Raw genomic sequence first — 12,080 nt, 5'->3', positions numbered from 1 at the left:
TTGTCTTTCGAGGCGCGAAGCCTGGCGAGGAGCGGAGTTACCCTTAAACGGTAATGAGCACTACAGGCGGGCGAAGCAACGAAGAAAGCGAGCGTTTATCAACAGTCTGAAAGGCACTTTTCAACGTGCCTTTTTTTATTGGGAACCTTACGTCTTAAACAAATGAAGTAGAATTTATTTTGACTGAGAGAGTACATAATGAAAATACTTCTGTGGTGTACCATAACGCATGAGTTCCTGAATGAATTCTTCATCTGCATTCGTAATAGATCTTTTTTCTGCTTCACTACCATCTTGAATTGATACAGGTAATAAAGCTCCATTTTGATAATCAAAGTTAATGATTTTTCCTATACCTTCGCCAGTGATGCTTAACGTAACTCCCTCATTTACCATAGCATAACCAACAATGTCATACATTTTCTTAAACAATTCCTCTATCTCATCAAAGGCAACATATTCTTCTTCACCCTCATTAAATACATTATCCTTATCAAATTTAACCGTAATACCAACAGGTTCTTTTTCTGGCGATCTATTTAAATCTTCATAATCGATTTTTATGATCGTCCCTGAATGATAAATCGGTTCTTCTTCGTTAATACAATAAACGTCACTTCTTTTAATAATTTCCACACGATCGCCTTCACCAACTGTTAATTCCCGTTTTGTTCCAAACCTATTGTAGTACATCAATTTAAATTCCTCCTTATAAATTTTTTTGACTTACAAATTATCCCCTAAAATAGTCAAGAAATACTTAAAAGAGAATGCCATATTTTAATTTGAACACTGTAATAAATTTTTATTGTTGTTAACTAGTCAACATCTTTTTATAATTCTTTTAACAAAATTCATGCAGGTTAGTTATAGAAAATAATATATATTTATTAATGAATTAATGAATTTGCAAAAAAGGGTGGTGAAAATTGGACAAGATGGAATTTAGTACAGAAGAGAAACAGTTGAAAATTATTAAGGAAATAAATGAAATCTGTTTAAATCACAATTTTCAATTATGGTTAAGAGGAGGTTGGGCGATTGATTTTCTTCTTGGGAAAATTACTCGCTCTCACTCCGATGTTGACTTAGTTACTTGGATTGAATATCGGGAACAGCTAGAACAAGCAATGGTCAATGCTGGTTATAAGAAAATACCGGTTAGTGCGTTTCAAACGGACTTCCTTAAAAACACGATTGATGTAAGTTTTGTTTTTATTAGACTCTCAGAAGAAGGAGACATTACAGCGAATGGTTTCCCAGACTGGATCTGGAGAAAAGATGCGCTACCAACAAATAAGTATAATTTACAAGGTATATCAATAACTGTCTTAAACCCGCAACAATTACTTGACGAAAAGATCGTTTATGAAAAAGGTACTGGACGTAAGCTTCGTGCAAAAGACATAGAAAGTATGAAAATTATTCAAGGGATAATAGAAACAATTAGATAAAATGGATAACATATATTTTATGAAGCAAATGCATTAGTCCCCTTCAAATTTAAGTGAAGGGGACTAATATTATTTTTTCTCAATCATTATAAATAACACACCTGTTAAAATTAAAATGGAGCCAACCCAAAACATTACACCAATTCTCTCTCCTAGAATAAGCCATCCTAGTAATGTTCCAACTAAAGGCTGAAAGAAGAAAAACATACCTCCACTTGAAGCATTCAGCATTTGTAATCCACGATTCCAAAGTAGAAATCCACCTGCTGTTGAGACAATACCCAAATACAAGACTCCTCCCCATATGGTGGGGTGAGTCAACTGAGTAAAATGAATCATGTGTATCCGTGGTAAAACAAAAGGAGTTAGCACGATTAGGGCTACCAAGATGGAATAGGTCGTAACCACAATTTGCGGATAATCACTAGGCAAACGCTTTACAAGCACGGACATGAGTGCCCATGTTAAAGCAGCGATAAGTAGTGAAATACCCCCAAGTTTACTAGACATGTTCACATCACCTATTCCAACAATTAGAAAAACCCCTAATGTTGCTAAACATACAGAGATTCCTTGTCTTAACGTCAAACGATCTTTAAGTAGAAAATGTGCAAAAATAACCATGAAAGCAGGTGTCGAAGAAGTTATGATCGCTCCCATTTGTGCTGAGGATAACATTGTACCAGTTTCTTGCGTAACGATCGAAATGGCATTCCCAATAACTCCAATGGCTATGATTAAAAGAAAAGAACGTTTATCGATTCGCCAATTTTGGCGCTTTATGAATCCGATAAGAAGAAGAGCGACAATTCCTACTAAATATCGCATCCACACAAGTTCTAATGGAGGTATGATCGATACTACGATTTTAACAACAACATACATACCACCCCAAATACTGGAAGCTAAAGTTAAATAGATAGAACCTAACAAGGTATTTTTCATTTTTATATCCTCCGTTTTGTAATAGGGTCGAGAATGCCCTTAACGGAGAGCTGTAGTCACCTTCACTCCATTAAGAGCAGAAGTGTGCTACTGGTACATCATTTTCAAATAAAGGAGTCCAATACATATTGATTCACCTCAAACTAATATTGATATTTATTGTTTATTGTAACAAGGAAACTGGCTTTTAAAAAGAGTTTAAGGGAATATTCTGACATTTACTTCGGTTAAAAAACTACTGAAATTTAGTTCAAAAGAAAAGGAGTTTATGAAATTAAATGGAATAAAATAAAAGTAATAACATGTCTACTATACGATACAATAAGAAATTAAATAGTTGGAGGAATGTTACGGTGAAAAAAGATCATCAAAATAATGTAGATTTATTTGATCGAAGTTTTGTTGGTAGACCGACCTGGTTTTATGTTCATATTAATTGTAATTGTCGTTTTATTTTTTACAATAAAGTCATTTCTTTAAACATTCATAATCTACTTATTCAGACTTTTTCATATCTTTTTAGCTACTTCGGTAGTTTTTTTATTACACACTAGGTAGTAGTTAGTTGACATAGACAAAATCACTTATTTAAATTTTTATGCGATTCTTCAAAAGAAGATCGCTTTTTTATTGAACTATAGAGAAAAGAAAGAATTGAATTGAAAATCTTTTGAACCAAATACATTTGAATTTGTTACAATTAGGAACAGTAGGAAGGGTGGAGTATATGACAAAATTTATGTATTTTTTTTGCTTGATTGTATGGGGACTTAATTTTATTGCTGTAAAAATTCAAGGAACTCCAGTAAGCTTGGAATTATCTTTAACATATCGTTTAGTTATAACAGCCTTTTTATTTTTGCTTCTTGTTTGCCTCATTCGTCCAAAAGGAAGACCAACAAGAAAAGATATCCCATTTGTAATGGCGTTTGGTATTTGTAATTTTGCATTAAGCTATCTGTGCCTTTATTACGCTACTATTTTGAGTTCTGCAGCGATCGTAACATTAGTTTTTTCGTTAAAAGTGATTTTAACTCCGATTGCTCTTCGAATTTTTTTAAAAGAAAAATTACATTCTCGGGTTCTAATAGGTGGAATTCTTGGTGTAGTTGGAGTATGTATTCTCATTTATCCGACTTTGGAAAACTTTCAAGGGTTCCATGACTTAAAAGGAATTATACTCGCTTTTCTTGGTACTCTTCTGACAGCAGTTGGGGACGCCAGCTCGGCAAGAAATGCAAATCGAAACGTTAATCCCATCTATGCAAATGCAATTGGATTTACAGTTGGCAGTATATTAATGGCGGGAATAGTGTTGTTTCAAGGGAAAGAATTTATTCTTCCAACATCTGTTTCGTACTTATCTGCATTGATCTATTTAACTTTGGTTGCTTCTTTTGCTGCATGGTTATTCTATTTGAAGCTAGTCGAAAAAATTGGAGGAGCTCAAAGCGGTTATATGGTTGCCCTATTCCCGGCGATTGGTGGAGTAGCTTCTGTTTTAATTGGTGAGTCTGATCCTACAGTGTATTTGTTTGCCGGTTGTCTTTTTTGCTGTATTGGCGCTGCAATTGCTTTAGGATTAGGGATGAGAAATCAGAATAAGAATCAGAAGTTGCCAGTGCAGGGTTAATGATGACTTTTCTTATTATTTATACGTACATAATCGGCATATGAAGTAGGTGGAATATTTTACCATTCATATTGAATATATTTAGTATTGTTTGAAGAACACTGATTTACCTTTCTTGTTTTTGGCGAAATGGAATTTTGTCATTATGAAATTCATATGCGTTCTGAAATTAGTTTAAAAGGGGGAAAAAGCATTATGTGGACAATATCTGCAACTGCTCGCACAAAAGCTACGGCTTCAAGTGTTTGGTCAATCTATTGTGATTTCGCCAATTGGACACGTTGGGATTATGGTCTTGAAAAATATCAACCAGATGGTCCCTTCGTTTCGGGCACTTCTGGAAAATTGCAACCTGTTGGTGGACCAGAACTCCCTTTTATGCTCACACTTGTCGAGGACGGGCATAGCTTTGTTGATCAAACACCCATTGGTCCAAAACATGCAATTATCGGTCGCCATGAGTTAATCCCTCTTTCAGATGGAACTCAGATTACACACACTATCGAAATTCACGGTCCTGATGCTGAGAACCTCGCTCAAGAGATGTCATTTACCCAAGAAGAATTATATGAAACAGTCTCTAACCTGGCTCGATATGCTGAGGAGATTCAACACAACTAAACCTAATTTGAGCAAGTGTTGTTTGGACTTTAATTGGATAAATTTTAAATTTATCATTAAAAAAGCTGATTTTCCTAAGATACAGGAGAATCGGCTTTTAATTTTTCAATGAAAATCGTATAAGACTTACTGACAGTTTCCCACGGTAAATTTCGTCTCTGTTGTGGAAGTTTATCTCGCAACTTCTTAAAATCAACAATTGGGGTGCATTTCACAATAACTCATTTTTGTTTGCATTCTATTAAAAAATATTGTATTGATCATTCTTGGTCGATAGGAGAAGTGATCTGATCTTTATAGGTATCTATATAAATATTTCCATTTGCTGCAAGAACAGCGTACACTACATCTTTAGTTTGGAGTTTACGTTTTTTTAGCTCATTTTGCAACATTGATTCAGACAGATTGTTTTGTCTTAAATTTTTTGAAATAATTTCTCCGTCCATAACCAACTCAATAGGGAGATTACTTTCCTGTATTGTCGATATATTTAAATCCTGTTTTGTTACGTTTCGGAATTGAGGCTTTTGTAAAACAGATACTCTACCATTTGTTTCAACAATAACATAAAGAACTTCATCGATGTTAAATATCCCTTTTTGTCTTAATTGTTGATTTAAATAGTCAAGAGAATACCGCATTTTTCTCATATTGGCTTCCAGAATCTTTCCATCTTCAATAATAACAGTTGGATTTCCCGCGAGTAAATTCCTCCCAATTCTACTTTTCATGGAAACATAGCTAACAAGTAAAATGATCGATACTAATATGATAAAAGCTATAACTGAATGATGAATTTTTATATTTAAATTAAATGCTAAGTTGGCAATGATTGCTCCAATTGATATCGCTCCAATAAAATCAAAAGTATTCATTTCAGCTATCATTTGTTTTCCTAAAAGTTTGGCACCGATGAATAATATTAAAAATGCTAACAACGTTCTTGAAATAATTTCAAAATGTTCGGGCATGAGCAGTTTCTCCTTTTAGCATTAACTTACATTTATATTTAGTTATTATTATCAAAATAGTATTTATGTAATCTCATGACTTGCATATTCAATTATCTACGGGCGAAAGAAAAAACGTATTACTTACACAAATTGTTTTTTAGAAATTCTACAATTTAATCAAAATAGGACAAAATTTTCATTTAGTTTTCATGTTTAAGTTGTAACTTGTTAGTAGAAATAAAATTAGCATGAATAAAAAAAATTCACCTTCAGAAGATGTAAAAATATGAAAAGGAATGAATTGGAAAAAATATATGCGAAGTAATTAAGAGGATTTTATTGTTTTACGACTGGAGGTATTTAAGTGGGGAAAATGAACAAAAAATGGGTCACTATTTGTTCAACTGCAATAGGTGCGATCTATGCAGCTGGCTATTTTACGACTGATATACAAGATTCAAAAGTAGTATCACCAAAAATTGAACAAGTTAATGTACCAATAAATAAAAATAAAAATAAAATTGTTAAAAAAAGCTTCTATAAGAATGGCATTTTTTATGGGATGGGTTCTAATCGTCGTGGATCGATTCAAATAGCCTTAAAGATAAATGAAGATAAAATTATAGATGTAGAAATAAGTAATTATGGCATGCATTATTCTGAGAAAGACATTGTAAATTTACCAAATGAAGTAGTACATGTTCAAAGTTCACAAGTTCAGAATGTGTCAGGTGCGACATTTAGTACACAAGCTTTTAAAGATGCTGTGCAAGATGCCCTATTAAAGGCAAGGAACGTATAATGAAGAAAATCGTAAGAAAAACAAAATTATTCATGGACACGGTTGTTGATATAAAAGTAGTCACATCAAAATCTAATGATGAAACAGAAGCTTCTATAAATCGTGCATTTGATTTTTTTCGACAAGTTGAAGATGCATGTAGTCGATTTAGTTTGAAAAGTGAAGTAATGAAGGCGTGTAAACAAATCAATACTCCAATAGCAATTAGTCCATTCCTGTTTGAACCATTAAAATTCGCTCTTGAGGTAGCGAATTGGACAAACGGTATATTTGATCCAACAGTAGGTCAATTAATGGAAAATGCTGGTTTTAATCAAAACTATTTAACAGAAGAGATGATGCGTAATGATACAGCGGATATTGTTACATACTCTGATATATTCTTGAATGAACAAGATAAAACATTACGATTGAATAAACCATTAATAATTGATCTAGGTGCTGTTGCCAAAGGGTTTGCTATTGATCTTGCAGTAAATGAATTGAGAGAATTTGATGGATTCATTGTCAATGCCGGTGGGGATCTTTATGCAGGAGGATTGGACGAATTAGGTGATAAATGGAAAATAGGGATTCAGCATCCACAAAACAAGGAAAAAATCATAAGTACAATCGAATTATCGAATATGGCGGTTTGTACTTCAGGAAGTTATGAACGTAAAAGTGATTTAAACCCAGAAATCCATCATATTATTAATCCGAAAAATAAAAAATCACCAACTGATTTGATTAGTTGTAGCATCATCGCGCCATATGCCATGATGGCTGACGCTTTTTCGACAACATGTTTTTTAATGGGTAGAAAAAAGGGACTAGCTTTATTAGAGGAAATTGAATTAGCTGGCATTTTAATTTCATCTAATTTACAAATTTATCAGAAAGGAGTAGATGACATTGACGATTAAACAATGGATCAAATCACCAAAAGGATATGTAATTGTTTCATTAATGATTTTACTTTTGATTGCTACTTTTGATTATAAAACTAGTAGTGGTGCAATTAACTGTATGATTGCCGTTTTTGTAGCATCCCTAACGGATATTTTATGTGCGTTAATTAAAAAAAGGAAAAATTATAAGCCTTTTGGTGCAGTTATTACTGGACTAATTGTTGCGATGATTTTAAGTACAAACACACCATGGTATGTGATTGTTATCACTACATCCATTTCAATATTGTCAAAATATTTACTTGTATTTAGAAGGAAACAAATATTTAATCCAGCTGTCTTTGGTCTTTTAATGTCTATCATTCTTTTTCATATGGAGCAAAGTTGGTGGGGAGCATTTGGAGATCTTCCTGATTGGACAACCATATTTTTATTAATTGCTGGATATATAGTTGTAAATCGTGTAAATAAATTTCCAATGCTATTTTCATTCTTAGGAACCTATTTCATACTCTTAACCATTACTGGATTTTTTCACATTGGAGATGCATCAGATGCATTTCGAAGTCCATTTATAAATGCTTCTCTTTTCTTTGCATTTTTTATGCTTACAGATCCTCCTACTTCACCAGCGAAAGACAAACAACAAGTTATTTTCGGGGTTATGTGTGCACTTGTTGGAGTAATGATCTATAGTTATTTTGGAGGATTAACCTATTTATTTACAGGCTTGATTATTGGGAATCTATTTCATTTATTTAAATCAAAACCTTCTATTCAAAGAAACAAACAAAGGAATCAATCTGTTCATAATGTGTGATATTAAAAAAATGACCGTATTCTAAAATTATTTGGTCCATTTAGCTCATTCTTTATTTGAAGTACATGAACATGGCCGTTTATATACGGCTTTTTTCATTTAATTTAAATGATAGTTTAATAGGATAAAGGATTATAGATTTGTGTACAAGCAGTTTTACTCTTTTAGCATATTATTTATGGATGTCTCTAATTTAATTGAAAGGAAGGATTTTATTGGGAAAAGACTTAGAAGAAATTTTCTTTGGAAAATATTCATCTGAAGAGTGTGATGATAAAAAAGGAGGTGATAGAGTCGTGAAAGCAATTACTACTGGTGTATTTCATGTACCTGTTGATAACCAAGTACCAGATAGTAATGATATAATCAACATTTATTTCAAAAATCCTAGTTCAAAAGTGCTTACAGCGAAATTCCTAGTTGAATTTTCCCCTCCTGGAGTACCGGCTGGTGTTCAAAACCCGGAAATTTCGTCCCCATCAATTGGTTACTGGACAGTAAAAGTTCTCCCTCACCATAGCCTCGTCATCGTAGTGACCGGTCCTTCTTCTCCTCCAGCTTTCGGAACATGGCGTTTTTCGTTTTGGGGTGATATTGACCGCAAAGAAAAGAAAAATAAACTTAGTGTTGAAGTGATTGCTGGGAGAATATTTGGCGGTGGACCAGATTTGGCTTTTAATAATGCGGGGGCGACTTTCCCTCATGCATTGTTTGTTGATGCAGAAATAGAAGTAAACGGTCCAGCAATCCCAGTCCCAGTAGGCGGTATCATTTCTGTCTCCTAATAAAGTAGATAGAATTTAGATTTATAGAAGAAAAAACAATAGACAAATTTGACAGAAAAGTTATAATAATATAAATAAAAAAAACGAAAAACTTTGAAGAGAAGAGTAAATAGAATTTATTCATTACAGAGAGCTCCGTTTGCTGAAAAGGAGTATGATTAATCTATTGAAACAAGACTCTGAGTTTCATATCGGACCAATGGTGGAGATGGTATGACAGGTGCTCCTGTTATAGAGCATAGGTATATTTTTAATATACTTATTGAGGTTAATATGATGACATATTAACGAACTGGGGTGGCACCACGATTTAGTAAACTCGTCCTCAAGACTACGGTCTTGGGGGCGAGTTTTTTATTTGCAAGAAATAAAAAAATTTTAAATCAGGGGTGAAAAAATGGAAAATAATAAGAAGCTAATATCCTGGAAAAATCCTTTATTATTACTATTTGGAATAGGTGTTTCAAATATTGGGGATTGGATTTATTTAATCGCATTAAATTTAATCATTCTTGATATGACAAAGTCTGTCATGGCGATATCGATTCTATATGTCTTAAAACCACTTGCAACTTTACTAACGAATTTATGGGCAGGTAGTTTAATTGACCGTATGAATAAGAGGAATTTGATGGTCATTTTAGATGTTTTAAGAGGATTGCTAATTCTTTTATTACCAAGTATTTCGTCTCTCTATCTCATTTTTGGAATCGTATTTATCGTGAATATGGCAAGTTCAATATTTTACCCAACATCTATCACGTATATTACTAAATTAATTCCTAAAGATATGAGGTTACGCTTTAATGCGTTACGTAGTTTAGTTCAATCTGGAGGATTTCTTACTGGACCGGCTATTGCAGGATTACTGTTTATGATCGGCACGCCAAAGTTTGCAATTTATATAAATGCGCTCTCGTTTATCATTTCAGGAATACTAACTGCTTGTTTACCAAATTTAGATGAGTTAATCGTACAAAATGTAAAAAAAGAGAAGCTGACATTCAGGCTGATTAAGAAAGATTTTACTGAAGTTTTACGATTTAGTCGTAAATCATCATACGTCATGACAATTTATTTCTTGTTTAATGGCTTATTAGTTTTAACGGCTGGTGTTGATTCATTAGAGGCAGTATTTTCAAAGACTGTTCTTCATTTATCTAATACAGAATATGGAATTCTTGTAAGTATTGCTGGTGCAGGGATCGGAATTGGAGCAATTATAAATACATTTTTTTCAAAGCAATTTCAAACTTCTTGGTTATTAGGTATTGGTACTATTTTTGTATCAATTGGCTATATTATCTATTCATATTCTAATACTTTTTCAATTGCTGCTCTCGGATTTTTCATATTATCATTTTCATTGTCCTTTGCTAATACAGGATTTGATACTTTTTACCAATCAAATGTAAATACGAACATTATGGGAAGAGTTGGAAGTATTTATGGATTCGTTGAAGCGGTTTTAGTAATCTCTACAACTATACTAATCGGATTATCTACTCATTTTATTACAGTTAAAATATCAGTAATTACTGGAAGTTTAATGATGCTATTTTTAGCTCTTTTATTAGGAGGATTTATTCTACGCCCCTCAGGGGATAGCTATTTCAGAATCATTGAGTATAAATTAAATAGTACTGATTAAAAATGATACTCTTTGAACTTAAGCAATTTATTCATTTGCGGGTCATTTTAGTATAAGTTACTTTTATCTAGTGATTTTGCAGAATTATTAAATAGGAAGAACGAAGCAATTATTAATTGGAAATATTTGTTAAAATTTAATTGGAGAAAATATACTCAATGAACTAGATCAAAGGAGAATTTATGCAAAATAAAAAAGTAAAGCTTGTGGAATTAAATGCAGAAAATTGGTATGAATGCTGTCAATTAGAGGTATCGGAAGATCAAAAGGGTTACATAGAACCTAATGCAATCTCGATTGCTCAATCAAAGTTTGAATCTTCTCTGCAACCATTTTTAATTCAACTTGAAGGTAAAACAGTTGGATTTTTAATGTTTAATACAATTGAAGAAGAGCTTGGGGGCCATTGGATTTATAGAATAATGATTGATAAAAACTTTCAGCAACAAGGATTAGGCAAAATTGCTACTCAGTTAATGATTCATGAAATTACTAAACTACCGAATGCGAAAAAAATTATTGTAGGTTATCATCCTGAAAACTTAGGAGCGCATAATTTATATTCAAGCTTAGGATTTATTGATCATGGCGACAGATTTGGTAAAGAAATGGCAGTTGTATTAGATATTAAGACGACTAAATAGGACAAATCAAACAACCTGCATTAGAATGAATGCAGGTTGCTTTATTATTTATTGATGTTTTGTATCCAAATGAAGTGGTGGTGGCACTAACCATCCTTTTGTTTTCATCATTTGAAGTAATTGGGCTCCATCTTTTGCTTTCTTAGCACCAAATCCTGCAAACATTAAACCAATGTCTTCTCGAATACATTGTGCCATTAATGCAGCATTGCCTGTAATGCCTGCAGCAATTTCTGCTGCAACTATATATGCAATTTGAACATCTTGTAATCTTGCACCAGGAGGAATTTTTTCTAAATCGGCCTCAGGTCTTTCTGCTGGATTAGGTGGGACTGCGATATCATTATGTATCAAGACTTCCTCAACCTCTTTAATTGCAGGTTTCATTGAAGTTTCAATAACTTGTTTTAGGAAAGATCGTAAATCTTCATCACCAGTATGATTGATATATACTTGATAAGTATCTACACCTGCTTTTGTAGTTGCTAAATGACTCCAAAGTCCATATACTTCACCGTAATGTAAGGGCTCATCTTTTGGATTTCCACTTAATATTCCCATAAATAAATTCCTCCCTATTGAAAAAAAATTCATAAAAGGCTCCTTTAAAAGGATTTTACAAAGGTATTATGTAACATCTGGAGGATTATATACTTTATTAAAAACTTTTACATTTAACTTTGTGAATGTACTTTTAAAATTAGACAAAAAAAGAATTATGTAAATGTTTGCATAAACAAAAATTCTTGTTAAAATAATAATGAAAGCGGTTTTATGATAAATAGACATGAACTCGTAGAAGTAAAATGTGCATACGATTGCACTAATTTAATAACAAATGTACATAATAGAAATTTCACGTACCTGATTTAAAGGCCCAAT

The 12,080-nt window shown here is 32.7% G+C and carries 14 protein-coding genes and 1 other annotated feature; of the genes, 10 read left to right on the top strand and 4 right to left on the bottom strand.

Features of this window, described 5'->3' with window-relative positions; all coding sequences use genetic code 11:
* Positions 1 to 174: 174 nt before the first annotated feature.
* Complete coding sequence (locus B7R67_RS17690) at positions 175 to 696, bottom strand: hypothetical protein (RefSeq protein WP_142289585.1); 522 nt, start codon at positions 694 to 696, stop codon at positions 175 to 177.
* Between the two features lie 242 nt (positions 697 to 938).
* Here B7R67_RS17690 and B7R67_RS17685 point away from each other — a divergent pair, with 242 nt between their 5' ends.
* Positions 939 to 1,454, top strand: a complete 516-nt coding sequence (locus tag B7R67_RS17685; RefSeq protein ID WP_088072317.1) for a nucleotidyltransferase domain-containing protein — start codon at positions 939 to 941, stop codon at positions 1,452 to 1,454.
* Positions 1,455 to 1,523: 69 nt separating this feature from the next.
* On the opposite strand, the gene B7R67_RS17680 is transcribed toward B7R67_RS17685, so the two are convergent.
* Positions 1,524 to 2,399 carry a DMT family transporter gene (locus B7R67_RS17680; protein ID WP_088072315.1) on the bottom strand — a complete coding sequence of 292 codons (876 nt, stop codon included), beginning with the start codon at positions 2,397 to 2,399 and terminating at the stop codon, positions 1,524 to 1,526.
* A gap of 353 nt (positions 2,400 to 2,752) precedes the next feature.
* Between B7R67_RS17680 and B7R67_RS21940 the strand changes: the two genes are divergently transcribed.
* The 3 genes from B7R67_RS21940 (at position 2,753) to B7R67_RS17670 (ending at position 4,653) form a co-directional block, all read left to right on the top strand.
* Positions 2,753 to 2,953: a hypothetical protein gene (locus B7R67_RS21940; RefSeq protein WP_142289584.1), complete on the top strand. Its 201-nt coding sequence runs from the start codon at positions 2,753 to 2,755 to the stop codon at positions 2,951 to 2,953.
* Positions 2,954 to 3,126: 173 nt separating this feature from the next.
* Positions 3,127 to 4,032: a DMT family transporter gene (locus B7R67_RS17675; RefSeq protein WP_088072314.1), complete on the top strand. Its 906-nt coding sequence runs from the start codon at positions 3,127 to 3,129 to the stop codon at positions 4,030 to 4,032.
* Between the two features lie 195 nt (positions 4,033 to 4,227).
* Positions 4,228 to 4,653 carry an SRPBCC family protein gene (locus tag B7R67_RS17670; RefSeq protein ID WP_158095141.1) on the top strand — a complete coding sequence of 142 codons (426 nt, stop codon included), beginning with the start codon at positions 4,228 to 4,230 and terminating at the stop codon, positions 4,651 to 4,653.
* A gap of 260 nt (positions 4,654 to 4,913) precedes the next feature.
* On the opposite strand, the gene B7R67_RS17665 is transcribed toward B7R67_RS17670, so the two are convergent.
* The gene (locus B7R67_RS17665; protein WP_088072312.1) at positions 4,914 to 5,624 is read right to left on the bottom strand and encodes a DUF421 domain-containing protein; all 711 of its coding nucleotides are present in this window, start codon (positions 5,622 to 5,624) and stop codon (positions 4,914 to 4,916) included.
* Positions 5,625 to 5,979: 355 nt separating this feature from the next.
* Between B7R67_RS17665 and B7R67_RS17660 the strand changes: the two genes are divergently transcribed.
* From B7R67_RS17660 to B7R67_RS17635, 6 genes are all read left to right on the top strand, one after another.
* A complete protein-coding gene (locus B7R67_RS17660; RefSeq protein ID WP_235822204.1) occupies positions 5,980 to 6,408 on the top strand; it encodes an FMN-binding protein in 429 nt (142 codons plus the stop codon).
* Entirely contained in the window at positions 6,408 to 7,313 is a 906-nt protein-coding gene (locus B7R67_RS17655; protein WP_088072310.1) for an FAD:protein FMN transferase, read from the top strand. The genes B7R67_RS17660 and B7R67_RS17655 overlap by 1 nt, the downstream gene beginning before the upstream one ends.
* Positions 7,303 to 8,118 (top strand): RnfABCDGE type electron transport complex subunit D, encoded by an 816-nt coding sequence (locus B7R67_RS17650; RefSeq protein WP_158095140.1) that lies wholly within the window; start codon positions 7,303 to 7,305, stop codon positions 8,116 to 8,118. The genes B7R67_RS17655 and B7R67_RS17650 overlap by 11 nt, the downstream gene beginning before the upstream one ends.
* Positions 8,119 to 8,333: 215 nt before the next feature.
* A complete protein-coding gene (locus B7R67_RS17645; RefSeq protein ID WP_088072308.1) occupies positions 8,334 to 8,903 on the top strand; it encodes a hypothetical protein in 570 nt (189 codons plus the stop codon).
* Between the two features lie 84 nt (positions 8,904 to 8,987).
* Positions 8,988 to 9,233 (top strand) — a binding site (T-box leader).
* Between the two features lie 67 nt (positions 9,234 to 9,300).
* A complete protein-coding gene (locus B7R67_RS17640) occupies positions 9,301 to 10,554 on the top strand; it encodes an MFS transporter (protein ID WP_088072307.1) in 1,254 nt (417 codons plus the stop codon).
* A gap of 182 nt (positions 10,555 to 10,736) precedes the next feature.
* Positions 10,737 to 11,198: a GNAT family N-acetyltransferase gene (locus B7R67_RS17635; RefSeq protein WP_088072306.1), complete on the top strand. Its 462-nt coding sequence runs from the start codon at positions 10,737 to 10,739 to the stop codon at positions 11,196 to 11,198.
* 48 nt (positions 11,199 to 11,246) lie between these two features.
* On the opposite strand, the gene B7R67_RS17630 is transcribed toward B7R67_RS17635, so the two are convergent.
* The gene (locus B7R67_RS17630) at positions 11,247 to 11,759 is read right to left on the bottom strand and encodes a DUF3231 family protein (protein WP_088072305.1); all 513 of its coding nucleotides are present in this window, start codon (positions 11,757 to 11,759) and stop codon (positions 11,247 to 11,249) included.
* Positions 11,760 to 12,080 lie beyond the last annotated feature (321 nt).

The organism is Gottfriedia luciferensis (assembly GCF_002156865.1).
Lineage (GTDB): Bacteria > Bacillota > Bacilli > Bacillales > Bacillaceae_G > Gottfriedia > Gottfriedia luciferensis.
Note: the sequence above shows the minus strand (reverse complement) of the source record. Positions and strands in the feature narration are given on the sequence as shown.